Origin of the sequence: Renibacterium salmoninarum ATCC 33209 (assembly GCF_000018885.1) — a bacterium.
Taxonomy (GTDB): domain Bacteria; phylum Actinomycetota; class Actinomycetes; order Actinomycetales; family Micrococcaceae; genus Renibacterium; species Renibacterium salmoninarum.
This window is the reverse complement of record NC_010168.1, coordinates 923,773-946,905: the sequence shown is the minus strand read 5'-3', so window position 1 is coordinate 946,905 and position 23,133 is coordinate 923,773. Positions and strand designations below refer to the sequence as shown.

Sequence of the window (23,133 nt, the reverse complement as noted above, 5' to 3'; positions counted from 1 at the left end):
GCCGTCTTACCTGAATCAACACCTGTTACCTAAAAAGCCAACAACCTTTAACTAAGGTTTATTAAATCCTTAAATGAAAAAAGCCCATCCAGTGGATGGGCTTTTTTCATTTAAGGATTTAATAAACCTTAGTTAAAGGTAATATCTATTTTTCCGCTAAGGTCATTAGATAGTTTCCAAGCTCCGGAGGAGTGCTCAAAAACACCGAAACTCGTCTTACCCTCACCATTCCACTGACCAGTTACCGCAACATCCCCAGCATTACCAAAGACATGGGTTGAGGCAACAGTCTGGGCATCGTAACTAATCAAAATACTATTCTCACGATGTAACCCAACCTGGGTTTTTGCAGTCCCGATCCAGTTCCCAGTAATTGGGGCATCAGTAGAATTTCCGAATATGAAATGATAGGAAACAGGCGGATTGGCAGTGGTTAGATCTGATGTAATATACCACTCTAATCCATTAGCAGTAGACCGTGTCACACCAATCGATGTTTTACCTTTACCATCCCAGTCACCTGTGACAGGAGTATCACCGGGATTACCAAAAGCAACGATCGCTGTTACTTTACCAATAGAAGTTCCAGCATTCGATAGATACCATTGGCCGCCTCTCTCAACGCCAATACCAAATCGACCTTTACCATCCCAGTCACCTGTGACAGGAGTATCACCGGGATTACCAAAAGCAACTGAAACGGAACCAGCATTTGGCTTTTGCAGTACCCATTGGCCGTCCTTGAACCATCCACCATACGTGTTGTTGTCGCCAGACCACCATTTACCAGTAACCGGAGTTGCTCCATCTGGTGCATGGATATCTGGGTGTTGGTCACTACCCACGTATTCAAATTTGTCAGTTGCTGTTGCGGAACCGTTAGGTGTAGAGACTTTAACCTCTACCGGGCCAGCGGCATCTACTGCTGGTGTTTTTACAGTCAACGAGTTGCCATCCTGCGCGATGTGAATTTCCGTTGCCTCGTTGTCTCCGAAGGTAACTCTCGATACGTCGAATAGGTTGCCGCCATTCACCTTCACCACAGTACCGCCGTCACGAGGCCCAGTCTTAGGCTCGAGAGTTGCTGCTGTCGGGGCGCTTCCGAAGTAGTGGAAACTCTCGTACGTTACCGTCTCCCCACCGGGGTTAGTGACTGTAACCTTTACCGGGCCAGCGGCATCTACTGCTGGTGTTTTTACAGTCAACGAGTTACCATCCTGAGCGACGGCAATGTCCGTTCCCGGTTTGTCTCCAAAGGAGACTTGCGATGCGCCGAATAGGTTGCTGCCATCCACCTTCACCACAGTACCGCCGCCAAGAGGACCCGCCGGAGGCTGAAGTCCGGATGCAACAGGTTTATTTGCCGGGCCACATCCCATTGGGGATGGCGCATTATCGTTACACCCGAAACCTACGTTTAGAGTCGTCCCCCAGACTTTCAGTTCCTTGGCAGGACCATCTTTGTTATAAACAAAGGAGCTTCCTTTTTGCTCATTTCCAAAAACCGCGTTTACTACGGGAACAACAAGATCTCCGTCTTCGAAGCCCTTTTTACCTAAATCACCAGAACTATAAGAGCCACCAGCTGCAACTGGTCCTCCTGCGGCGCTGGAGGTCCCGTCAGGCCTTAACTCGTGAAAGAAAGCAGAATAACCACCCTGTTGAAAAATGTTAACACTGCTGAAGCCTTGTACTGTTGAAGTGGAAGAATTCCCTTCACCTTGCGAAGCTTGCGCAAGAGGAGCCACCCCAAAAAAAGTGACTGCAGTGACTGCAGTCAGCGCTAAAATTTTTTTTATTTTCATAGCTTTTATTTTACCACAGCGCACCAGCGAAAGCCATCCCGTTGTCGAAAACCGGGAACAAATCGGCTCGTTTGTGGCCGAGGTGGCCGGGATTGCTGCCGGATGAACGTAAATCTATTGCTGATCCGCGACTGGACGGGTTTGTGCCGGATTTCGTTCGGCATTTCACCTCCCAGCATGTGATTGATACGGAGCATGCTGTTCGGACTGGGTTGGCCGTGTTGGTGCAGGCGGAGGTTCGTGTCCATACGGGGGCCGCTTTTGTTCCGCCGGAGGGGTTGGATGCCGGGCAGAAACAAGCCTGTGCAGCGATCACGGGCGCGGCCCGGTTGGTGGTTGTTGAGGGTGCTGCCGGTTCGGGGAAAACCACGGTCCTAGCCGCTGCGAAGACCGGGTTGGAGGTCAAGGGCCGGTCCATGGTCGTGGTTGCTCCGACGTTGAAAGCGGCGCAGGAAGCTCAGGCCGCGACCGGCGCGGAGGCTTCTAGCGTGCATTACGTTGTTGTATGCCAATGGGTTCCGGTGGAACGCCAATGGCCGGTTCCACCGGCTGGGGGTTGGTTGAGGCCGATACGAGTACTGGTGAAATTTTTGAAGGCCCACACCAGGACAAACAACTCTCGGCTTCGACGGTGGTGGTCGTTGATGAGGCCGGGATGTTGGATCAGGACACTGCCAGAGCGGTGACCGAACTGGTCGAAGAACATGGTGCGTCGCTGGTGATGGTTGGTGACCGTGCGCAGTTGCCGGCGGTCGGTCGTGGCGGTGTGCTCGACACCGCTGTGCAGGCTGTCGGCGAGAATGTGGTGGACATGGCCACGGTCCACCGATTCGCCGATTCGCCGACCAAGAATACGCAGACCTGTCGATCCAGTTGCGGGACAGGGAGAATCCAGCTGAACTATTCGAAACTCTTCACGGGCGCGGAAACATTGTTTTGCACCCCGACGAGGAAGCAGCTTTTGCAGCGATAGCCGCTGATGCGGCACGGTCTGTTCGTGCTGGCGAATCGGTAGCGGTGGCGGCAGCGACGAACGAGCAAGCAAAAACACTGAACGAGGCCATCCAGGCCGAGATGGCAGCTACCGGCAGGACACGGGTCGCGAAGTACGAAGTGGCCGGAATGGACAAAATCCGCCTACGCCACGGCGATGTCATCCAAGTCCGCAAAAATGATGCCGACCTTGGCGTTGCCAACCGTGAACTCTACGAGGTAGCCAAAGTCCGCTCCGACGGCTCAGTGAACGTCCGGGAAGCCGGAAACAGTAAAGCCCAGAACAAGCGCCTGCCAGCTGAGTATGTGAACGAGAATACGCATCTTGGCTACGCCAGCACCGTGTACGGCGTTCAAGGCACGACAGTGGCTCATGGTTCCGTATATGCCGGTAACGGCATGGACGCCGCAGCGGCTTATGTTGGTCTGACTCGTGGCCGACAGGCAAACACGCTGCACATGGTCGCCACCGATGCCCAGGACGCGCAAAAACAATTTGTTCAGATGATGGCTACTGACCGTGCGGATCGTGGGCTGGAAAAAGCCGGTATCGCGGTGGAGCGAGAAATTGCTGGACTGGATTTGTACAGCTCCGGCCAGCAACATCTACCGGACCAGGCGGCAGTTGCGCCAGAGGAAACGATTCGTGAGCAACGCCGCGAAGCCGAATGGGCGCGCTACTACGCGGAGAAGGAAAAGTACGACCAGCACAAAGAACGGTGCGAGGCCTCCGGACTGCGCTCCGCCGGACGCTGGCTGGACGATCTCGAGGCCGCCCGGGCGCGCATCTATGCTGCGCGGGAAGAACTTCAGCAGACGATTAAGACCCTCCAGGAAACCAGTCGGGCTGAGGCGTTGGCGGAGTATGAGGCCGCTATTCTCCCGGTACGAGAAGCCAAGGCTCATGCGGAACAGGCTGGTGTTTTTAGTCGGAAGAAAGCAGCTGCCGCGTTCGAAACAGCGAAGAAAGATTTCCGCACCGAGATAGGCGAAGCCGTTCCGGTGCCACTCGATGAGAAGACCGTCCGGCATGTTGCTGAACGGTACGCGGAGCAAAATACGCCGATTCCACGGTTTCTGAAAGAGCACCCAGAGGTCGTGGAGGCGGAAGCCAACATCGTCGAGCTTGAGAAAGCCGAACAAGGCCAAACCGAAGCGCGCGAATATTACTCTCTTGGAGAGGAACCGAAAAAGCCCTAACTCGGCTCCGAGGACTCCGAATTATGGTCCGACAAGCAATTTGAATTATCGCAAGACCCTAAATGGGTGGCTGAGTAGGCGCGACAAGCACGCGCCCGCGCCAACACCCCAGCCATGTCATATAGCAAGCAGAACGCCGCCGAGCTCTAAGCGGTGGCGGCTGGATTGGCGGCCTGTTTTTTCCGCATTGATGGATACGGATTGTCGGTATGGTCTTCCGGGCTGCACCGGCGGAACACGCCGTAGGTATCGAACAAAGCTGACTTGTGTCTGTCCCAGTGCTCGAGCCACCACGCCGATAAAGAAATTTCTTTCTTTTGTACTTGCCCGGCTGCAAGGAATAAAGCATGGAAGCGTTGGACGGCTTCTGGATGTTCCTGCCACTGGTTGCACCATTTCGGCCATTCGCCGCATGCCGGAACAATTTGCCGAATCGCTTCCACAAAAACGTTGAGTTCTTTTTGCTTTGCCGGTGCATCGAAGATGTTTTCCGGTCGTTGTTCGGTAATTTCGCCGGTGGCGGTATCGATGCTGCTGTCTGCAAGGTCGGCTTCCATTACGTTGTTTCCTTTCGTTGTTTCAACTGTCTGTTTTTAAACCTATGGCGTGGTTTTCGCTAATACTGGCGGGCAGGCCGAGGAAATAACGACGATCCGGTCTGCCGGTAGCGCGGCAAGGTCGGAAACTTCGAGAATGTTTTCGGTATGTCGTTGGCTTCCGATAGACGTTCCGCCTGGGCGTCCTTGTCCACCGGAATTGTAGGAAACAGTACGTTCGTTGTACTGGTAGGTGCCGATTAAATCGGAGACTCGTTTAAGGAAATCGGTGGAGGTGATGCTTCCGCCGACGGTGGTCAGGTTCGCGGCGGAGAACAGTTTCGCCATACCGGCCCTCCCCCAGGCTTCTTCGCCTTGCTCGTACGATTGCAGGATCGTGATCGGCATGATCCCACGCGAGCCGTAGTGCGAATATTTGTCGGGCAGTTCTGGTATCCGGCAAATGTTCGCCGCCTCATCCAAAACCGCTACCAGTGGCACTGGTAGCCGTCCACCGTTGGTGGCTGCTTTCTTCTCCGCCGCCGACAAAACAGCCTTCACCAGTGCGGCAACAATTGGTCCGGCACTGCCGGTACCTTCTTGGGAAAGCAGAAACAACGAGTCGGTGGATCCTACGAACGCGACTGGATCGAACGGCTCTTTGGCTTGGCCCGGTTCGCACCAAGCCAACAACGATGGCGAAGCAGCGAAAGAAAGAACCTGCCGTGCTTTGGCGTAAACACCGTCCCTGGTTTTCTCTGTTAACGTCCGGTTACTTGCCAACCGCTTGCTTTGCGCTTCCATAGTTAAAGGTTTTGAGCGCTACTTCCGCCTCCTCAGCGGCTTCGAAACTGGTGAGCCAGCCGAAAACGGTGCCTAGGCCTTGGCCGGTTACGTTCGCGGCCAGGAACATATCGGATAAAAGATCTACCGCTGCGGCGGCGAAAAACGGGTCGTCGCCGCGCGAGCCTAGTTCTTGGCCGGTTTTGTTGAAGAATTCTGCCAACTCGTGCGCCGCCTCAGGTGTGTTGCAAGCTGCTAGCGGATTGTAGAATCAGGTAGGTTCCGTCGCGGTGTTGCGGAGGTTTTGCGGATCGAACAACCAGACCGTGCCGACCTTCGCCCGTGGCCCGGTGCAAGCGTCGGCGAGGTCGGTTTTATTCGAGGTTGCCACCACCGCGCCAGGAGCGCTCAGTACCGCCGGTATGGCCCTGGAGATTGTTTTAGAAGTTCTTGGTCCGCGAATATCCAGGCACGTATCTTCCCAGGACGAATGCAGTGGCAGGTTGCCGGTAACTGTCCGGGCGACTTCTAGGCCAGGATGCTTTTTCTGGTCCATGCCGAAGCGTTTCGCTTTCGCTGCTACCGCTGGCCGGAGTAAAGCCCGAATCCGGCCGCCACGACCCATATGGGTCGCTGCACGGTCTACCGGTACTGAACCGGAACGTTTGCGAACCTTGACCACTAACCAAAGCGTCAGGACAACGACCAGAGTCGCACCGATCAACACGGCGGCGGTTGAGGATTGCGGCAACCAGACACGTTTGCCTTGGAGGAGATCTACGGCCAGGTTAAACGGATTAACTGGAACGAATTTCTGTCCAGACCATATAGTTCCTAGCCAAACAAACAGGTATAAACCGGCGGAAGCGGCGGGGCGAACATGGCTAGATAAAGCACGGCCATGTTCGCCCCGCCGCCGGGATTTCTTCGTTTCGTGGTTGCGCTCACGATCCGCCGCCAGTAGGCGGCTGGTTGGTTGCCGATGGTGCCGCCGGTAGCGGGTATTTTGTTTTCAGCCGGGCCATGGCCCACTTATGTGCGTGCAGCAAAACTGCCGCCACAACAACCATGGCGAACAGGCACCAATACACCCCTGCCGGGAACCCGGCACCTTGGCCGTGCCTGGTAAACTGAACCGTTACCGGTTTTATGCCGCTTCCTTTTGAGTTTGGAAGGAAGTATTGATGGTTATGAATCGGAAGTTTTCGCGGGAGGTTCGGGACAGGTCGGTGCGGCTGGTTTTGGATCATCTCCAGGAGTATCCATCGTTGATGGCTGCTTGTGCTGCTGTGGGCGGCAAAGTCGGGGTTGGGAAGGAATCCCTACGTCGTTGGGTGAGGCAGGCCTAAATTGATGCCGGGACCAGGGTAGGGATGTCCACGACGGAATCGGAGCAGGTACGTGCGCTCAAACGTGAGAATCGTGAGCTGCGTGAGTCGTTAGAGATTGTGAAGGCTGCGTCGGTTTTCTTCGCGGGGGAACTCGACCCCCGCGAAGCATTGATCAGGGGATTCATCGATGAACAACGCTTCCTTGGCTGGGCAGTCGAGGTGATCTGCAAGGTCCTGCGTGGCCAGGGCTTAACGGTCACTGCCCGGACCTACCGTAGTTGGAAGGTCTCCACCGCTTCGGTCCGGGACATGGCAGAGGCTTCGGTTATGGATGCGTTGCTAGGAACGGTAGGGACACCGGAGGGAATGTACGGGAGGAGGAAAATGACGGCTTGGCTGCGTCGGAAAGGATTCGAGGTCTCTTACCGGCAGGTGAACCGGCTCATGAGCTTGTTGAGTTTGAAAGGCCGGGTACGGGGCAAAGGTGTGCGCACCACGGTGCCGGACCGAAACCATGACCGTGCCCCGGATTTATTGGATCGGTGCTTCACCGCAGCTGGCCCAAATCAGCGCTGGGTTGCGGACTTCACCTATGTGCGCACCTGGGCAGGTTTCGTCTATGTCGCGTTCATCATTGATTGTTTCTCCAAGTACATCGTGGGCTGGAACATCTCCACGATCAAGGACACCGCCCTGGTGAGCACAGCACTCAGGATGGGCTTATGGCAGCGGACACGCACCAGGCATCCGGTCGCAGAAGGGCTGATCCATCATTCCGCCGCCGGGTCCCAGTACACTTCCTTGCATTTCGGGGAAACCCTGACTCTGGAGGGCATCGCAGCATCAATCGGCTCTGTCGGGGACGCCTACGATAACGCCTTGGCCGAGTCCACCATCGGCCTGTTCAAGACTGAAGCCGTCCGAGAAGATTCTCCCTTCCGCAACGGGCCGTTGAAAACCATCGATGAGGTTGAATGGGCCAGCTTGGCCTGGATCGATTGGTACAACAACGACCGCCTACACACCAGCATCGGAGACATCCCACCGACAGAACACGAAGTAGTGTATTACGCTAAAGAAACCATCCCGGCCCAACCGGTGCAGGGACTCGCATAAAAGCGGCAAGAAACCGGTAACGGTTCAGTTCAACGGATCGCCACCAGCGAATCGGTGAACTATAGATACAGTTTTTTACTCAAGAAAGTTAAGGTGCATTCAAATGACTCCTAACTTACATTCCCCTCTCCCCGATGTACGGCCCGGACGTTATTCCTTTCCCGGCTCCGATCGGCTAAAGCCGTTCCGGCATAAAAAATGCGCCCTCCTGGTTGGGCGCATTTTTTATGCCCTCATCACCCATTTCTTGTTTGTATCGTTCAGGTCCGCTTCGACCTGGGTCAGATGCAGCTGGGTGGGGATCCCTGGCCTGCCACCGACTTTGATGAGGAACTTGCCCAGGCCTGGTCTGGCGGCTTTGCCGGTACCAGTCCACGACCCTGGGTCGGCCCAAGAGACGAGGCGGTCCTTTTCTGCTTTCGATAGTGGGACGGCGGCGGTGAGTTTGTCCATTTCCGCTCGTGGTAGTACACCGGCGAAAACCATGCCAGCCCGTTCAACGAAACCACGAGCTTTCATTCGCTCCTGCTCAGTCGGCAAGCTTCTCAGAAATTTGCACCGCCGTAGCCCACCAGCGCTTGTAATGGCCCGGATCAGCATTGCGCTGGACAGCATGCGCTGCCGCAGAAGGCTCCATCGCCTCCCAGCCCTCCAGCTTTGATAGCCGATCAAAGAAAAAACCAGCAGCCTTAAACGGATCCAAACGATCCGCCCGCGACCCCCACGAATCTCGTTGCTGAAACAAACCAACCGAATCCGGCCCAGCCGCATCCCCATGATCCACATTAACCAGCGACGACTCACCCAACGCCGTCATAACGCCAATTTCCTGTCCACGCAAAGACAACACCGGTTTATGTCCTGCACCAGCATTAAGGACCGCCGCCGCATTCAACAACTGCTCATGCCGATAGGTTCCGGTTGGTGTCTCCATCGAGGCCGGAATAGTGCCGGCATCGACCTTCACCGCAGGACCAGTACAATCAGCATTCGCCGCACCGGCACCACCAAAAAACACCACCAACGACAAGACCAAACCAATCGGCACAGCTACCGCCAACACGGCAACACCACCAGCAACCTTGCCAGCCATCTAGTGGCCGCCCGCATTAATGTACGAGGACAACGCGCCGAATCCATCAGCCAAAACCTTCGACCACCACGGAAACAACGCCACCGCCAACATGGAGAAACCGCCAACAGACCAAAGCAAAACAACCAGAGCAAACCAACGGCCAGCACCAGGTCGCCGCGCCCGCGATGCGGCCAACCGGACCGGCAACGAAGAAAACCGAACAACCAAAAAAATTAGACGAAGCATCAGGCCGCGCCAGCGGCTAGCACGGTACCCACGGCCACTACCGAGAAAACTCTGCTACGATTTTTAAACATTAAATGCGTCCTTCTTGTTCGAAGAAATGGTTCGTTTTGGTGTTGGTAAAGACTCCGCGACTGGTTCCGTTTTCGAGGCCGAAACAGTCGCGGGGTCTTCCTTTTTTCTCACACCCGGCGGGCTTCCCCGCCCCGCCGAGGAGCCTTCACAGGCCTTCCGGCCTGTGAAAACACTGTACCTATTTTCTGGGCCACTATTTTCCGTGCGCATCATCGTAAGAATCCTTTCCTTGGATTCTGGATATTTCAAACCGGTTTTCGACCGGAACCCACACCACAGAAGCTGATCCAGGTGCCACCGGAATCAGCTGGATAAGCAAACGCGACCACCGAACCGGCAAAACCGCCGTCCGCTTCCTTACGACACAATAAAGTCCGTTTTTTGCAGCGACCCCTCGATAGCCAACAAGTCCAACGCTTTTTGGTATTCCTGCCACGGCCTGGCCTGCCCAGATTCGGAAAAGAAGCTGGATCTGAGCCTGCCAAGAGCATCAATCGCGAAAGTGCCACGCTGGGCCATCCCGCGAACGGAATCGAATACCCTGAATTTTTGCGCTACGGCCCCGTGCGGCCAAAAATCGCTCAACAAGTCAAAGGAAATTTTCTGCGCCTGCGAGTACGCGCGCAGGCTGTACTTACTATCAACCGATACCGCCAACAGCACGGTATTCGCGCGGATCAACTCGGCAGATCGCTCTGCAAGCTCGTTCAGCTCCGTCGTACAGACACTAGAAAAGGCAAAAGGATAGAAGACCAGCAAGACATTTTTCCCGCGCTGCGCGGCAAGCTGTATTGGTTCGCCAAACTGATTCGGCAACTCGAAGTCAGGAACGAGTTCCCCTACTTCAAGTCCGCCATTGTCAGTTCGATTCGAACCCAGCATGGACAGCCGGGTCCTATTTATTCCGACGAGGTACCAGCCTGGTGGCTGCCCAATCTTCGGATACGCCCACGGTGCTGGTGACGTGCAAGCCAGCTGTTGGGGCAGCTTCCTGAATGTCTCCTGGCGGGAGATAGCCATCGCGACCTGACTTTGGACTCAAGACCCAGATGACTCCGCCTTCCTCTAACGAAGTAAGGGAATCCATCAAAACATCCACCAGATCGTCGTCGTCGGCCCGATGCCAAAGCACGATCGCGTCCACGACTTCATGTTCTTCTTCTTCGATCAGGTCTGAACCCGACAAATCTTCGATATCAGCGCGGAGGTCGAAGTCGACGTCCTCGTCATAACCGAATTCTTTGACAAGCTCACCTTCCTTAAATCCCAATCGCACCGCCACGTTATCGTCCGTTGTGCCGGTTTCGGCCTCACCCACGGTTATCCTCCTGAACCTTCCTGCTGTTATTTAGCCCAATGCTCGTCAACTCAAATCGAATCAACGCACTATGTGCATTATCACAAGACAACACCCTAACCCGCGTCGCTTCAAGCATCTGTATCCGTCATTACGCAAATGCTCAGAATTCGAGGCTTCACAGTAGGGCTTCGGCTACGCATCCTGCCCGGCATCGGTCTAGAGTAGTTATTGGATTCCTGCGCTCACATTACGCAGGTCCTATGACGATGCCGCCTATCAGGTGGTGCTGCACAAGAGAGGTTGGATGTGGCTGCTGGAGAAGAAAATTCTCAGATTCTGAGCGTACTGACTAATCAGTTGCCTGACCGTGATCCGGACGAGACCGCCGAGTGGATTGAATCCCTCGACTCGTTGATCAAAGAGCAGGGCACAGAACGCGCACAATTCATCATGCGATCGCTGCTTCAGCGCGCAGGAGCTCAGAGCGTTGGCGTACCCATGGTGACTACCACGGACTACGTCAACACCATTCCCGTTGACCAGGAACCTGAGTTCCCCGGCGACGAGGAAATTGAGCGTAAATACCGTGCTTGGTTACGTTGGAATGCCGCGATCATGGTTCATCGCGCCCAGCGGCCAGACATTGGAGTTGGCGGTCACATCTCAACGTATGCCGGTGCGGCGACCCTCTACGAAGTGGGCTTCAACCACTTCTTTCGAGGCAAAGACCACCCGGGGGGCGGAGACCAGATCTATTTCCAGGGTCACGCCTCCCCGGGCATGTACGCTCGCGCCTTCATGGAAGGCCGATTGAGCGAAGAGGACCTGGACGGGTTCCGGCAGGAGAAGTCCAAAGAAGGCCACGGTCTTTCGTCCTACCCGCACCCGCGGCTCATGCCAGATTTCTGGGAATTCCCAACGGTTTCCATGGGCATTGGCCCCATGAACGCGATCTACCAGGCCCAGTCCAACCGCTATCTTGAAAACCGCGGCATCAAAGACACCTCCGAGAGCCAGGTTTGGGCTTTCTTGGGCGACGGCGAGATGGACGAGCCGGAATCCCGTGGTTTGCTTCAACTCGCAGCCAACGACAAGCTGGACAACCTTAACTTCGTGATTAACTGCAACTTGCAGCGCTTGGATGGACCGGTACGCGGCAACGGCAAGATCATGCAGGAGCTTGAAGCCTTCTTCCGCGGCGCGGGCTGGAATGTGATCAAGGTCGTTTGGGGCCGCGAGTGGGATTCATTGCTTGAAAAAGACAATGATGGCGCACTGGTGGACATTATGAACACCACGGTCGACGGCGATTACCAGACCTACAAGGCCGAGTCGGGCGGATTCGTTCGCGAACACTTCTTCGGCCAGTCACCGCAGACCAAAGAGATGGTCGCGGACATGACCGACGAAGATATTTGGAACCTTAAGCGCGGCGGCCACGATTACCGCAAGGTTTATGCAGCGTACAAGGCTGCCGTCGAATTCAAGGGTAAACCGACAGTCATCCTGGCACACACGGTCAAGGGCTACGGCTTGGGCACGCACTTCGAAGGTCGCAACGCGACGCACCAGATGAAGAAGCTCACCCTGCAGGATCTCAAGGATTTCCGCGACCACTTGCGGATCCCGATCACTGACGAGCAGCTTGAGGCCAATCCTTACCACCCCCCGTACTACCACCCAGGTATGGATACTCCGGAGATCAAGTACCTCATGGAGCGACGCCTGGCTCTGGGCGGATTTGTTCCCGAGCGACGTCATAAGCACACCGAGCTAACTTTGCCCGGCGACAAAGCTTATGAGGTGGCAAACCGCGGTTCTGGAAAGCAGATGGCCGCAACGACCATGGCGTTTGTCCGGTTACTCAAAGACCTGATGCGAGACAAGGAATTCGGTAAGCGCGTAGTGCCGATCATTCCGGATGAAGCCCGTACTTTCGGTATGGACTCCTTCTTCCCGACGGCCAAGATCTATAACCCTAAGGGGCAGAACTACCTGTCCGTTGACCGGGACTTGGTCTTGGCTTATAAGGAATCTCCTTCCGGCCAAATTGTGCATGCCGGCATCAACGAGGCCGGTTCGGTTGCCGCCTTCACTGCCGCTGGTACCGCTTATGCGACGCACGGCGAGCCGTTGATCCCGATTTATGTCTTTTACTCGATGTTCGGCTTCCAACGCACTGGAGACGGACTGTGGGCAGCGGCAGATCAAATGAGCCGTGGGTTCGTTGTAGGAGCAACCGCTGGTAGAACCACACTGACTGGCGAAGGCTTGCAGCACGCCGATGGGCATTCCTTGATTCTTGCCTCGACCAACCCGGCTGTGATCAGCTACGACCCGGCATACGGCTACGAAATTGGCCATATTGTGCGAAGTGGCCTGGAGCGGATGTACGGGACAAATTCTTCATTCACCGAAGAAGAGCGCAACGTCATGTACTACCTTTTGGTGTACAACGAGCCGTTGCTTCAGCCTGCCGCACCGGAGGAGCTCGACGTCGAGGGCATCGTCAAGGGCATCTACCTTTTGGCACCAGCCAAGGTTGACGGTCCGCGCACTCAGCTACTCGCGAGTGGAGTCGCCGTACCGTGGGCACTCGAGGCCCAGAAGATTCTGGCCGATGAATGGGGAGTTTCCGCTGATGTTTGGTCGGTTACCTCTTGGACCGAGTTGCGTCGCGACGGTTTAGCGGCCGAGGAAGAGCAATTCCTCAACCCGGCTGCACCGGTACGGACGCCGTTTGTCACGGAACAACTCGCTGGAGCTACTGGTCCGATTGTTGCCGTAACGGACCATATGAAGGCTGTTCCAGATCAGATCCGTCAGTTTGTCCCGAACGAATTCGCTACCTTGGGTGCCGATGGCTTCGGATTCTCCGACACCCGTGCAGCAGCTCGTCGGTTCTTCAAGATCGACTCGCATTCAGTTGTGGTGCGTGCTCTTGAGATGCTGGCACGCCGTGGCGAGGTCGATGCACAGGCCCCGATTCAGGCAATTGAGAAGTACCGCTTGCTTGACGTCAATGCCGGCACCACCGGCAACGCAGGTGGCGACAGCTAAAAGCTCCACTCTAGTAAAGCGCTGCACCACTTTTGGTTGTTATGAACGCTTCATAACAACCAAAAGTGGTGCAGCGTTTAGCTTTAACGGGCTATTTCCAGCCGCGCTGAATTCGCAGCCCATTGCCCACTACGCTCGAGCTGTAGTCAGCTGAGCCGAGGCAATCGCCGTATTCGTGGGCGTTATAAGACTTTCCGGTCAACCCGGTCGAGGTGGTCGGCGCGCCGACCGAAACATCAGCCCTCGGCACCGTCGAACAACTCTGCGTGGTGTAGTTCTCGAGGAACCCTCCCTGCGAGGAACGCGGATTGCCACTATTTTACGGCAATACATAAGTTCCGATGTGCGTGCTGGTACCGGTCACGACGTCTTTCACCGTGCCCCTCCAGGTGTCCGTACCGGAACGGGCGACCGTCAAGGTATAGCCGTGGCTGTAGTCGGCAGCAAAATCAACGGCGCAGCTAACCCCAGAGCCGCCGTCGGCACCATCACTGCACTGTGAATCAGTGGAAGTGGTGCCAGCGAGAAAACTGGAGAAAGCGGCATGCAGAATTTGCTGGCCGTTCTGATTGGCGCGGGGTTGCAAACCCATGTAGTCGACGTCGTTTTGGTTTTGGAACTGGAACTGGTCCGCCACATAGTTTCCCGCTACATGGGCAGTGTCCGGGTTGAACTTGGTGCTGAAGATGATATCCGTCAGCCCCGCGGCTGGCGCGTTATCGATCTTCCAATCGAAGCCGACGTTTCCGCCGAATGTTTGCGCGGACGCTGAACTAGGGAATACAGCAAAAAGGAGAAACAGGGTAACGATCGCAGAAAGTGCTGCACGAGCTGTTTTTGGCATGGCATTCTCTTTCATTTTATGACGAAATATGATTGTAATAGACCTATTTCGATCAGGTTTATACGCCAGAGTATAGCCAGCGGAACTGGAAAATCTAGATCATCTACCAGCTCCTTTTGGCCCATCGCCCACGTCGCTCGACGCCAATATCTACTAGAGTTGTAGAACTTCACCAAGCAAATGGCTAAAATTCACCTAAAAGTGCCAGTGCGTTGTTTATTTCCTACAATATGCACCGTATGCTCAATTCATGCCATCTCCGAAAAACACCGTCGGCACGCCCGCTATTGCACCTAGCAACGAGCAAACCCTTGCCACGCTGCGCAAACGTATCGGCGCCCTTTCCACGGCGACCACACACCAATTTGACGTATCACTTCCCTGGTACCGCAGGCTTGGTGCGGAAGAACGAAGTGCCTTGGGATTATTGGCTCAGAATGGCATCGCATCCTTTGTGAGTTACTACCAGCGGCCATCTTCTCCTGGTTGGGTTTTGACCGATGTTTTTGGAAATGCCCCCACCGAGCTAACCAGTTCAGTCAGCTTGCAAAAGGCGCTTCAACTGATCCGGATAGTGGTCCAAGTCGTGGAAGATCAAGTACCCGAGCTTGCCGCACCTGGCGATGAAGCACCGTTGCGGGAAGCTGTTCTTCGGTACGCCCGCGAGGTCGCTTTCGCGGCAGCGGATGTTTATGCGCGGGCAGCGGAATCTCGTGGGGCCTGGGATACCCGATTGGAGTCGCTCATTGTGGACGCAATCTTACGCGGTGAGAACACCGATGCGCTCCGCTCCCGAATTGCTGCACTGGGCTGGAAATCAAACGACCGATTCACCGTAATGGTTGGCGCCTCACCAGCTGGCGCCGGCCAAGGATTCGTCAACGAGCTGCGCCGGATGGCAAGTCGGCACGCAGAAGACGCCCTGGTAGGCATTCAAGGTGATCGCCTCATTGTCGTGTTGGGTGGCGTGACTGACCAGGAATCCGCCTACACAAAAATCAGCGAACTCTTTGGCACTGGTCCTGTGGTTTATGGCCCCGAAGCATCATCGCTAGTCGAGGCAAGCAATTCGGCGCGCGCGGCTTTCGCTGGGCTCGCTGCTGTCCGGTCCTGGCCCCAGGCGCCACGTCCTGTTGCCGCAAACGATCTTTGGCCGGAGCGAGTTATGAATGGCGACGACGACGCAAAGCGCGCGCTAGTCCGCAATGTATATCGCCCACTTCTTTCTGCCTCTAACGGGCTAGTAGAGACCCTCAGCGCGTATCTCTCCTTGGGACATTCACTCGAAGCTACCGCCCGTGAGTTGTTTATCCATGCCAATACCGTTCGGTACCGACTTCGAAAGGTCATTGATGTCACTGGATGGGACCCGCTGTTGCCAAGAGAAGCCTTCGTTTTGCAGACAGCACTCGCCGTTGGGCGACTCGCAACTCCGCTAAAGACCGCGAATGATCGGAACTCCACTAAAAGCTAAGCTCATTTATTGCTGTAACCGCGCTAGTTTTGTAGATTTTCTACAATATGGCATCGTGAGCTTGGTGTTCCAAGACACCGATAAATCGACCAGAGTTTGGAAAGCTAGATAACGTGCTTGCAATAGTCTACCCTGGACAGGGCGCCCAGTCCCCCGGCTTCCTCAGCCCTTGGCTTGAATTACCCGGAGTTCAGGAGCAACTGGCCAACTTGAGCGACGCCGTCGGCATCGATTTAATCGCCCACGGCACCACCTCCGACGCCGAAACTATCAAGGACACCGCAGTAGCTCAGCCACTCATCGTAGCGGCCGGACTGATCGCGGCTCGAGCACTTCTTGGCAGCGACCAAGCCACCGCGCCTGCAGTTTTGGCTGGACACTCCGTTGGTGAAATTACTGCCGCTGCGCTAGCCGGTGTGCTTAGCCAAGGCGAGGCGATGACTTTTGTTCGCGAACGCGCCAACAACATGGCCATAGCTGCTGCCGCCACGCCAACCGGGATGAGCGCCGTCGTCGGCGGGGATCCTGCCGAAGTCCTTGAAGCAATTGCGGCTGCTGGCCTCACACCCGCCAATATGAATAGCACCGGTCAAACAGTTGCGGCCGGCACTCTTGAGCAGCTTGCAGCCTTGGCTGCCACTCCACCAGCTAAGGCACGGGTCATTGCCCTGAAGGTTGCCGGCGCTTTCCACACGATTCATATGCAATCCGCCGTTGGCGTTTTAGAGGAGCTCCAGCCTCGTCTGCATCCGCAAGATCCACTGGTAACGCTGCTATCTAACCACGACGGCGCCGCGCTCACCTCTGGTAAGCAAGCCGTGCAAAGTTTAATTGATCAAGTGTCTCGTCCGGTCCGCTGGGATCTGTGCATGCAGACCATGCTCGAGCTCGGCGTCGATACACTGATTGAGCTAACCCCCGCTGGCACGCTCACTGGATTAGCCAAGCGGGCAATGCCAGGTATTGCTACCGTTGCAGTAAAGACACCGGCGGACCTAGACGCTGCTCGCGAGTTGATCGCAATTTCCGAGAAATCGTCATCCGAAACGAACAAAGGATCGTAGTGGCAACTCCTGCGCTGAAACAATCAGCACTGCGCGCACATACTCGTATTCTGGGACTGGGCTCATACCGGTCTGAGATCGTCGTGACCAACGACGACGTCTGCCAATGGATCGATTCTTCTGACGAGTGGATCAGGCAACGTACGGGCATTGTGACTAGGCTCCGTGCACCGCGCGAAATTGGCGTGGTGGAAATGGCAGAGTCGGCCGCTCGCGAAGCCCTGAGTAATGCAGGGATCGAGGCATCGCAGCTTGGCGCCGTCATCGTATCTACCGTGACTCATCAGTACGCCACCCCCTCTGCAGCATCGCTGCTTGCTGAGCGGCTTGGCGCAACTCCTGCACCAGCTTTCGATATCTCGGCGGCCTGCGCTGGGTATTGCTACGGAATCGGCCAAGCCGACGCATTAGTTCGTTCTGGCGCAGCCGATTATGTTTTGGTCGTCGGCGTCGAAAAGCTCTCCGATGTGATCGAAAACCACGAACGCACCATCTCGTTCCTCCTTGGCGACGGCGCCGGTGCGGCAATCATTGGGCCCTCGGATCAGGCAGGAATCGGACCGACCATTTGGGGTTCAGACGGAAGTAAATGGGATGCCATTGGCATGACGCACTCATTACTCGAAGTCAGAGACGCAACACTCGCGGCGAAGAACGACGGTAAATTAGCTGCAGCGGCAATTGCTGAAACAGAAATCAGCCTTTGGCCGACCTTGCGTCAAGACGGTCAGACCGTTTTCCGTTGGGCCGTTTGGGAAATGGCCAAGGTTGCCAAACAGGCCCTAGAAGCCGCCGGGGTTACTGCAGCCGATTTGGCCGCGTTCGTCCCGCACCAGGCCAATATGCGGATCATCGACTCCTTGGTCAAGGAATTGGCGCTGCCAGAGCACGTTGTGGTTGCGCGTGACATTGAAGACACTGGAAACACTTCGGCCGCGTCAATCCCGCTGGCTTCCTGCCGACTTTTGAAAGAGAACCCGGAACTGAGCGGTGGACTATCGCTGCAGATTGGCTTTGGCGCTGGCCTAGTTTTCGGTGCTCAAGTAGTGGTTTTGCCGTAAATTCATGATTTTGACGGTCTTTTTGGCGCAACATGCACCGCAGAGGTCGCGTTTCAAGCCGCAACCGTGGTTTGATCAACACTGCCCGCCTACGATAGAGCGGGCAGACACCGAGAGAGGGAGCCACTAATGGCTAGCAACGAAGAAATCCTGGCCGGTTTGGCTGAAATCGTCAACGAAGAGACCGGCCTTGCGCCAGAAGCCGTCGAGTTGGACAAGTCCTTCACCGACGATTTGGACATCGACTCCATCTCGATGATGACCATTGTGGTCAACGCCGAGGAAAAGTTTGGCGTTCGCATCCCGGATGAGGAAGTCAAAAACCTCAAGACCGTGGGCGACGCAGTCAGCTACATCGCAAGTGCGCAGGCATAAGGCTTTCGCACTCCACACGATTTAGAGCAATTCGAAGCAATACTGCTCGGCGGCTGGCTTGCGGCGCGTCTCTAAGACGTTTGCCGCAAGCCCCACGAGTTTTTAGACACCCAAGAGAGTGAATCAGATGCCCCGCAAAGTAGTCATCACCGGACTCGGCGCCACCACGCCGATTGGCGGTGACGTCAAGACAACCTGGCAGAACGCCTTGATTGGCGTTTCCGGCGCGCGCACGCTGACTGACGATTGGGTAAGTCAATATGAGCTGCCAGTTACCTTTGCAGCCCGCGCATCCACTCCTGCCACCGAGGTTTTGGGCCGAGTCGAGGCGAAACGCCTTGACCCCTCGAGCCAATTCGCAGTAATCACTGCCCGCGAAGCTTGGGCGGATGCTGGTAATCCAGAAGTTGACCAGGATCGGTTTGCCGTTGCATTTGCTACCGGAATTGGCGGAGTTTGGACGCTTCTCGATGCCTGGGATACATTGCGTGACCGCGGACCTCGACGAGTACTGCCAATGACCGTGCCAATGTTGATGCCCAATGGTGCAGCCGCGGCAGTGAGCCTTGATCTCGGAGCTCGAGGCGGTGCACACACTCCAGTATCTGCCTGCGCTTCTGGCACAGAAGCTCTTCATCAAGCGCTTGAGTTGATTCGCTCAGGTAAGACCGACATCGTGGTGGCCGGTGGTACCGAGGCTGCGATTCACCCGATGACGCTCGCGGCATTTTCATCGATGCAAGCACTTTCGCGTCGAAATGACGATCCGGAACACGCGTCTCGTCCATACGACCTCAACCGTGACGGTTTCGTCATGGGTGAAGGTGCTGGCGCCCTGGTGCTTGAGGCCGAGGAACACGCTTTGGCACGCGGCGCTCGAATTTACGGCGAACTCGCTGGCACTTCGGTCACCGCAGACGCCTATCACATCACCGCGCCGGATCCGGAAGGCCTGGGAGCCACCAGAGCGCTCAAAGCCGCCCTGTTCGACGCCCGTGCGCTGCCGCAAGATGTAGTACACGTCAACGCACACGCCACCTCGACGCCGGTTGGAGATAAGCCCGAATACACCGCCCTGCGCGCGGCTTTCGGAGACCATGTGGACAACATCGCGGTTTCCGCGACGAAATCCCAGATGGGACACCTCCTGGGTGCATCCGGAGCGGTCGAAGCTGTTTTGACCGTGAAAGCAGTATTCGATCGCAAAGCGCCAGCGACGATTAACCTGGAGACGCAAGATCCAGAGATCCCGCTAGATGTGGTGACGACTTCTCGAGATTTGCCTAGCGGCGATATTGTCGCCCTGAGCAATTCCTTTGGCTTTGGCGGACATAACGCCGTGATCGTGGTCCGTAACTACTAAAAATTTACGGAAAACCTCGTTCGCGATAGTAAGACGACTTGGGGATAGCCAGAATGTAGTACTTCTGGCTATCCCCAAGTCGTCTTACTATCTAAAAGCGATGAGGGCGCTATCCAACTTGGTGGAGCCAGCGGACGGGCGCGCCTTCAGCTGCATGTCGGAAGGCTTCGAGCTCTTCATCCCAGGCTTCACCGAGGGCGAGCGAAAGCTCGTGATAAACCTGAGCTGGATCGCCCGCCCCAGATTCGTAGGCATAACGAATACGGTCCTCTGAGACCATGATGTTTCCGTGCACATCGGTTACCGCGTGAAAGATGCCCAGCTCAGGAGTGTGGGACCAGCGCCCACCATCTACGCCAGCACTAGGCTCCTCGGTGACCTCGTAGCGAAGGTGTGCCCAGCCACGTAAAGCTGAAGCAAGCAGCGAGCCAGTGCCTTGCGGGCCTACCCAAGAGAGCTCTGCGCGAAATGATCCGGGGGCGGCAGGTTGAGAGGTCCACTCAAGATCGGTGCGCTTATCCAGCACCGAACCAATGGCCCACTCGACATGTGGGCATAACGCAGTGGGGGCAGAGTGCACGAAAAGCACTCCACGTGCCATTACAACAGACATTCCATCCTCCATAGCTGTAGATGCGTCTTCCCCAACGACCTACCAGAATGAAACATCCTTGCATTGACAACGCTGTCTTAGACAGTTGCCCATGTTTGGATCTATTGCAATTGTGCCGCATCTAAGTCAATAACGCCAGCGAAATAACAATCACGAAATTTCTTCAATGAAATTCGATTTCGCCACGACTCAGGAACTTAGGCTCGCGGATGCGCTTGCTGATAGCTCGACCGAAGACGATCGACCGAGACATGAGTATAGATTTGAGTCGTTGCCAGCGACGAGTGGCCCAGAATCTCTTGTACCGCGCGCAAATCTGCGCCGCCGTCGAGCAAATGAGTTGCTGCAGTGTGTCGCAGGGCGTGCGGACTTGTCGCAGAAGTATCTCCCAAAGCCACAAAACGGCTTCCAACGACGGATCTGATCTGCCGTTGATCGATCCGACCGCCACGGGTGCCTAAAAAAAGTGCAGCGCCGCTTCCCTCACGATAAAACGCCGGTCGACCAGTTTGGAGCCAAGCCTGAAGCGCTCTAGCCGCGGGCTGACCAAAAGGCACGCTCCGCTCTTTATTTCCTTTACCAAGCACTACGACTGTTCGGCGTTCGAAATCGAGATCGTCAAGATCAAGTCCAGCCAATTCGCCCACACGCAATCCTGCCGCGTAAAGTAACTCGACAATGGCTAGGTCCCGCAATGCAGCTGCCGATCCTTCTTCAGCCGCTGATGCTAAATCAGCGAGCATACGAGCCATCTGATTCTGCTGCAAAACTCCCGGCAGCGTCTTCTGCCGCTTTGGCGCTTTGAGTCGTAGCGTGGGATCTACGGATATTAATTCCTCGCGAAGCGCCCAGGACATCAGCGTCCGAGTACTTGCTGCGCGACGTGCGAGAGTTGAACGGGCTAAGCCATCTGAACTTTGCTCGCCTAGCCACTCTCGGATAGTGGCTAAGTCGATCTCATCTATTGACCGAACGCCGGCGGCAATCGCGTAGTACATCAAGCTTTCTACATCTGCCGAATAGGCCCGGATTGTGTGCTCTGACCGAGCACGCTCGGCGCGCAAGTGCTGATTGAACGCAGAGAGAATTCGATTGAATTCAACGGGTAGTTCGGACTCGTTCACTCACATACTCTGCGCGCTGAAACGCATTCATTCAAGCCGCATCGCCGCAAGAGCTAAGCATGAGTTGTTCCGATTGTTAGCGCTGCGTTGGAAAATCCGCTTCGATGCGATATCTCGAAACCACACATTTCGGGGCAAAGGTGTCAACGCTCAACAAGCTCAGCGGGATCGGCTCGGATAGGTCAGCCAAGGGTCTTCCACTGCCGAGGAGTACCGGTCCGGTCAGTAGAAGAATCTCATCGATCAATTTGGCTTTGAGAAGCTCAGCGGTAATTGCGCCGCCAGCTAGCAGAACTACAGCACCGGACGTCCCTGCCTTAATTCGTTCGACTTCGGTGGCGATGTTAGCTCGAATCGCTGTTGTATCTGGTTCTTGCGGCTCGTAGGTTCTAGAAACTACGTATTTTCGAACGGGCAAAAGCAGCCTTGCAAAATCCAGATCGAACTCGCCTAACGGCGCGCCATGAGGCACACCGTTAATCGCGACGTCGGTCCAAAACGGAATGACCGTCTGATAGATTCCTCGACCATAAATAGCAGCTTCGACATCTGCATACAGCTCGTTGACCAAGCTCTGTGCTTCGGCAGGCCAACCGAAAGTCGGCCACATTTTCCCGTCCCCAGTTGCCACGAAGCCATCCGCGCTAGTGTGCATTGTCAAAATCAACTTACCCATGCGCAAACATTAGAACTCCTCGCCCTCTCGGACAAGATCCCGGTCGGCTCGGCTTTTTTCACGGCTCAGGTTGAACTCGGTCTGCGCCGCAACCAGCCGTTCTCCGACCGTTTGGCAAGCTCCAAAAGTTCGAGCCGGCCCAAGCCAGCTCGAACAGAAGCTTCATCAAGCCCGGCAACACCGGCAAGTTTTTCCACACTGCTCCCCCTGCGGACTGGCAAAGCATCTAAAAGCAGCAAATCCTCGGCGGGTAGCCCGTCGTGTTCAGCACGATCTGGAATATGCATCGGTGACAAAACACCGCTAGGTGAAATGAGCTCACAGATTTCAGCAGCATCCGAAACGCATACAGCCGCGCCTTCGCGCAACAATCGATGACAACCAGCCGAATTCGCTGAATAAACCGAACCCGGTACTGCGGCAACATGACGTCCCATCTCCGCGGCATGATGAGCAGTATTCAATGCGCCGGAACGCCATCGCGCTTCGACAACCACGGTAGCCGAGCTCAACGCCGCGATAAGTCGATTCCGCTGCAAAAAGCGATACCTCGTCGGATTACAGCCGGGCGGAACTTCGGCCAGAAGAAGCCCACTTTGCGATATTTCACGCAAAAGGAGCTCGTTCCCGGCCGGATAGAAGCGGTCAAGCCCACCGGCCATCACCGCAATCGTCGCGACGCTTTCGGCTGATTTCGCCGTAAGGGCAGCCCGGTTTGCGGCAGCATCGATGCCATAAGCACCGCCTGAAAGCACTGTTTTCCGCCTTACGGCTAGTCCATGTGCGATGTCTGCCACAACGGCATTCCCGTAGGCAGTACTGTCTCGCGAACCCACCACAGCCACACAATCCGATAATGCTGGCAGTCCCGATGTACCGCGAAACCACAAACCGATAGGTGCTGCCAGCCCGAGATCCTTCAATCCTGCCGGCCAAGCGGCATCTTCAGGGATTAGCAGGCCGCCCCCTATCGAGGCCATGGTAGTCAGATCACGTTCAGCGGCGACTTGCGGAAGCCTCGG

24 protein-coding genes and 1 pseudogene are annotated in these 23,133 nt (G+C 55.8%); 10 read left to right on the top strand and 15 right to left on the bottom strand.

Annotated elements, in window-relative coordinates; all coding sequences use genetic code 11:
• Window positions 1–128: 128 nt before the first annotated feature.
• Entirely contained in the window at window positions 129–1,805 is a 1,677-nt protein-coding gene (locus RSAL33209_RS04825; RefSeq protein ID WP_012243595.1) for an IPT/TIG domain-containing protein, read from the bottom strand.
• Window positions 1,806–1,948: 143 nt separating this feature from the next.
• Between RSAL33209_RS04825 and RSAL33209_RS19970 the strand changes: the two are divergent.
• From RSAL33209_RS19970 to RSAL33209_RS16000, 3 genes and pseudogenes are all read left to right on the top strand, one after another.
• Window positions 1,949–2,296 (top strand): annotated as a pseudogene (locus tag RSAL33209_RS19970) (AAA family ATPase); the annotation flags it as partial.
• Window positions 2,297–2,337: 41 nt separating this feature from the next.
• Complete coding sequence (locus RSAL33209_RS16005; protein WP_233494273.1) at window positions 2,338–2,778, top strand: AAA family ATPase; 441 nt, start codon at window positions 2,338–2,340, stop codon at window positions 2,776–2,778.
• Complete coding sequence (locus RSAL33209_RS16000) at window positions 2,742–3,998, top strand: hypothetical protein (protein ID WP_049758837.1); 1,257 nt, start codon at window positions 2,742–2,744, stop codon at window positions 3,996–3,998. Before RSAL33209_RS16005 ends, RSAL33209_RS16000 begins: the two co-directional genes overlap by 37 nt.
• A 146-nt stretch (window positions 3,999–4,144) precedes the next feature.
• Here the strand turns inward: RSAL33209_RS16000 and RSAL33209_RS15995 are convergent, their stop codons facing one another.
• Genes RSAL33209_RS15995 through RSAL33209_RS15980 form a run of 4 tightly spaced genes read right to left on the bottom strand, consistent with a single transcriptional unit; the run spans window position 4,145 to window position 6,068 of the window.
• Complete coding sequence (locus RSAL33209_RS15995) at window positions 4,145–4,555, bottom strand: DUF4913 domain-containing protein (RefSeq protein WP_049758835.1); 411 nt, start codon at window positions 4,553–4,555, stop codon at window positions 4,145–4,147.
• A 42-nt stretch (window positions 4,556–4,597) separates the two neighbouring features.
• Window positions 4,598–5,338: a type IV secretory system conjugative DNA transfer family protein gene (locus tag RSAL33209_RS15990; protein WP_049758834.1), complete on the bottom strand. Its 741-nt coding sequence runs from the start codon at window positions 5,336–5,338 to the stop codon at window positions 4,598–4,600.
• Complete coding sequence (locus tag RSAL33209_RS15985; protein ID WP_012244538.1) at window positions 5,307–5,540, bottom strand: hypothetical protein; 234 nt, start codon at window positions 5,538–5,540, stop codon at window positions 5,307–5,309. Before RSAL33209_RS15985 ends, RSAL33209_RS15990 begins: the two co-directional genes overlap by 32 nt.
• A 48-nt stretch (window positions 5,541–5,588) precedes the next feature.
• Window positions 5,589–6,068 (bottom strand): type IV secretory system conjugative DNA transfer family protein, encoded by a 480-nt coding sequence (locus RSAL33209_RS15980; protein WP_012244537.1) that lies wholly within the window; start codon window positions 6,066–6,068, stop codon window positions 5,589–5,591.
• Between the two features lie 622 nt (window positions 6,069–6,690).
• On the opposite strand from RSAL33209_RS15980, the gene RSAL33209_RS04795 reads away from it, so the two are divergent.
• Window positions 6,691–7,764 carry an IS3 family transposase gene (locus RSAL33209_RS04795; RefSeq protein ID WP_012243778.1) on the top strand — a complete coding sequence of 358 codons (1,074 nt, stop codon included), beginning with the start codon at window positions 6,691–6,693 and terminating at the stop codon, window positions 7,762–7,764.
• Between the two features lie 225 nt (window positions 7,765–7,989).
• Here RSAL33209_RS04795 and RSAL33209_RS04790 read toward each other — a convergent pair whose 3' ends face one another.
• The 5 genes from RSAL33209_RS04790 to RSAL33209_RS04770 form a co-directional block, all read right to left on the bottom strand.
• A complete protein-coding gene (locus RSAL33209_RS04790; RefSeq protein WP_041684457.1) occupies window positions 7,990–8,283 on the bottom strand; it encodes a hypothetical protein in 294 nt (97 codons plus the stop codon).
• Window positions 8,284–8,293: 10 nt separating this feature from the next.
• Window positions 8,294–8,857 (bottom strand): hypothetical protein, encoded by a 564-nt coding sequence (locus RSAL33209_RS04785; RefSeq protein ID WP_012244535.1) that lies wholly within the window; start codon window positions 8,855–8,857, stop codon window positions 8,294–8,296.
• Window positions 8,858–9,067, bottom strand: a complete 210-nt coding sequence (locus RSAL33209_RS17750; RefSeq protein WP_145962159.1) for a hypothetical protein — start codon at window positions 9,065–9,067, stop codon at window positions 8,858–8,860.
• A 447-nt stretch (window positions 9,068–9,514) separates the two neighbouring features.
• Window positions 9,515–10,039, bottom strand: a complete 525-nt coding sequence (locus tag RSAL33209_RS04775; protein ID WP_012244533.1) for a peroxiredoxin — start codon at window positions 10,037–10,039, stop codon at window positions 9,515–9,517.
• A 13-nt stretch (window positions 10,040–10,052) separates the two neighbouring features.
• Window positions 10,053–10,475, bottom strand: coding sequence for a DUF3052 domain-containing protein (locus RSAL33209_RS04770; protein WP_012244532.1), 423 nt, complete (start codon window positions 10,473–10,475; stop codon window positions 10,053–10,055).
• A 288-nt stretch (window positions 10,476–10,763) separates the two neighbouring features.
• Between RSAL33209_RS04770 and aceE the strand changes: the two genes are divergently transcribed.
• Window positions 10,764–13,517 (top strand): pyruvate dehydrogenase (acetyl-transferring), homodimeric type, encoded by a 2,754-nt coding sequence (aceE, locus tag RSAL33209_RS04765; RefSeq protein ID WP_041684455.1) that lies wholly within the window; start codon window positions 10,764–10,766, stop codon window positions 13,515–13,517.
• A gap of 319 nt (window positions 13,518–13,836) precedes the next feature.
• On the opposite strand, the gene RSAL33209_RS04760 is transcribed toward aceE, so the two are convergent.
• The gene (locus tag RSAL33209_RS04760; protein WP_145962042.1) at window positions 13,837–14,361 is read right to left on the bottom strand and encodes a hypothetical protein; all 525 of its coding nucleotides are present in this window, start codon (window positions 14,359–14,361) and stop codon (window positions 13,837–13,839) included.
• Between the two features lie 250 nt (window positions 14,362–14,611).
• Between RSAL33209_RS04760 and RSAL33209_RS04755 the strand changes: the two genes are divergently transcribed.
• The 5 genes from RSAL33209_RS04755 (at window position 14,612) to RSAL33209_RS04735 (ending at window position 19,698) form a co-directional block, all read left to right on the top strand.
• Window positions 14,612–15,835, top strand: coding sequence for a PucR family transcriptional regulator (locus tag RSAL33209_RS04755; RefSeq protein ID WP_012244528.1), 1,224 nt, complete (start codon window positions 14,612–14,614; stop codon window positions 15,833–15,835).
• 113 nt (window positions 15,836–15,948) lie between these two features.
• A complete protein-coding gene (locus RSAL33209_RS04750) occupies window positions 15,949–16,899 on the top strand; it encodes an ACP S-malonyltransferase (protein WP_012244527.1) in 951 nt (316 codons plus the stop codon).
• Window positions 16,899–17,960 (top strand): beta-ketoacyl-ACP synthase III, encoded by a 1,062-nt coding sequence (locus RSAL33209_RS04745; RefSeq protein ID WP_012244526.1) that lies wholly within the window; start codon window positions 16,899–16,901, stop codon window positions 17,958–17,960. The genes RSAL33209_RS04750 and RSAL33209_RS04745 overlap by 1 nt, the downstream gene beginning before the upstream one ends.
• Before the next feature lie 129 nt (window positions 17,961–18,089).
• Complete coding sequence (locus tag RSAL33209_RS04740; protein WP_012244525.1) at window positions 18,090–18,335, top strand: acyl carrier protein; 246 nt, start codon at window positions 18,090–18,092, stop codon at window positions 18,333–18,335.
• A gap of 127 nt (window positions 18,336–18,462) precedes the next feature.
• Window positions 18,463–19,698, top strand: a complete 1,236-nt coding sequence (locus RSAL33209_RS04735; RefSeq protein ID WP_041685203.1) for a beta-ketoacyl-[acyl-carrier-protein] synthase family protein — start codon at window positions 18,463–18,465, stop codon at window positions 19,696–19,698.
• A 109-nt stretch (window positions 19,699–19,807) separates the two neighbouring features.
• On the opposite strand, the gene RSAL33209_RS04730 is transcribed toward RSAL33209_RS04735, so the two are convergent.
• The 4 genes from RSAL33209_RS04730 to dprA all read right to left on the bottom strand — a co-directional run bounded on the left by RSAL33209_RS04730 (window position 19,808) and on the right by dprA (window position 23,091).
• Window positions 19,808–20,311: a DUF3145 domain-containing protein gene (locus RSAL33209_RS04730; protein WP_041685201.1), complete on the bottom strand. Its 504-nt coding sequence runs from the start codon at window positions 20,309–20,311 to the stop codon at window positions 19,808–19,810.
• A gap of 197 nt (window positions 20,312–20,508) precedes the next feature.
• On the bottom strand, window positions 20,509–21,435 hold the full coding sequence (locus RSAL33209_RS04725; protein WP_012244522.1) for a tyrosine recombinase XerC: 927 nt from the start codon (window positions 21,433–21,435) through the stop codon (window positions 20,509–20,511).
• A gap of 76 nt (window positions 21,436–21,511) precedes the next feature.
• Window positions 21,512–22,111 carry a dihydrofolate reductase family protein gene (locus RSAL33209_RS15975; protein ID WP_049758833.1) on the bottom strand — a complete coding sequence of 200 codons (600 nt, stop codon included), beginning with the start codon at window positions 22,109–22,111 and terminating at the stop codon, window positions 21,512–21,514.
• A 65-nt stretch (window positions 22,112–22,176) separates the two neighbouring features.
• On the bottom strand, window positions 22,177–23,091 hold the full coding sequence (gene dprA / locus RSAL33209_RS04715; RefSeq protein WP_325050108.1) for a DNA-processing protein DprA: 915 nt from the start codon (window positions 23,089–23,091) through the stop codon (window positions 22,177–22,179).
• Window positions 23,092–23,133 lie beyond the last annotated feature (42 nt).

Excerpts from the sequence above, each read along its gene's own strand:
- RSAL33209_RS15995 (WP_049758835.1), bottom strand. The coding sequence starts at position 4,555 with ATGGAAGCCGACCTTGCAGACAGCAGCATCGATACCGCCACCGGCGAA.
- RSAL33209_RS15975 (WP_049758833.1), bottom strand. The coding sequence starts at position 22,111 with ATGGGTAAGTTGATTTTGACAATGCACACTAGCGCGGATGGCTTCGTG.
- RSAL33209_RS04735 (WP_041685203.1), top strand. The coding sequence starts at position 18,463 with ATGCCCCGCAAAGTAGTCATCACCGGACTCGGCGCCACCACGCCGATT.
- RSAL33209_RS04755 (WP_012244528.1), top strand. The coding sequence starts at position 14,612 with ATGCCATCTCCGAAAAACACCGTCGGCACGCCCGCTATTGCACCTAGC.
- RSAL33209_RS04790 (WP_041684457.1), bottom strand. The coding sequence starts at position 8,283 with ATGAAAGCTCGTGGTTTCGTTGAACGGGCTGGCATGGTTTTCGCCGGT.
- RSAL33209_RS04795 (WP_012243778.1), top strand. The coding sequence starts at position 6,691 with ATGTCCACGACGGAATCGGAGCAGGTACGTGCGCTCAAACGTGAGAAT.
- RSAL33209_RS15990 (WP_049758834.1), bottom strand. The coding sequence starts at position 5,338 with ATGGAAGCGCAAAGCAAGCGGTTGGCAAGTAACCGGACGTTAACAGAG.
- RSAL33209_RS04825 (WP_012243595.1), bottom strand. The coding sequence starts at position 1,805 with ATGAAAATAAAAAAAATTTTAGCGCTGACTGCAGTCACTGCAGTCACT.
- RSAL33209_RS04730 (WP_041685201.1), bottom strand. The coding sequence starts at position 20,311 with ATGTCTGTTGTAATGGCACGTGGAGTGCTTTTCGTGCACTCTGCCCCC.
- RSAL33209_RS16005 (WP_233494273.1), top strand. The coding sequence starts at position 2,338 with ATGGCCGGTTCCACCGGCTGGGGGTTGGTTGAGGCCGATACGAGTACT.
- RSAL33209_RS04785 (WP_012244535.1), bottom strand. The coding sequence starts at position 8,857 with ATGGCTGGCAAGGTTGCTGGTGGTGTTGCCGTGTTGGCGGTAGCTGTG.
- RSAL33209_RS04760 (WP_145962042.1), bottom strand. The coding sequence starts at position 14,361 with ATGCCAAAAACAGCTCGTGCAGCACTTTCTGCGATCGTTACCCTGTTT.
- RSAL33209_RS04740 (WP_012244525.1), top strand. The coding sequence starts at position 18,090 with ATGGCTAGCAACGAAGAAATCCTGGCCGGTTTGGCTGAAATCGTCAAC.
- dprA (WP_325050108.1), bottom strand. The coding sequence starts at position 23,091 with ATGGCCTCGATAGGGGGCGGCCTGCTAATCCCTGAAGATGCCGCTTGG.
- RSAL33209_RS04775 (WP_012244533.1), bottom strand. The coding sequence starts at position 10,039 with ATGCTGGGTTCGAATCGAACTGACAATGGCGGACTTGAAGTAGGGGAA.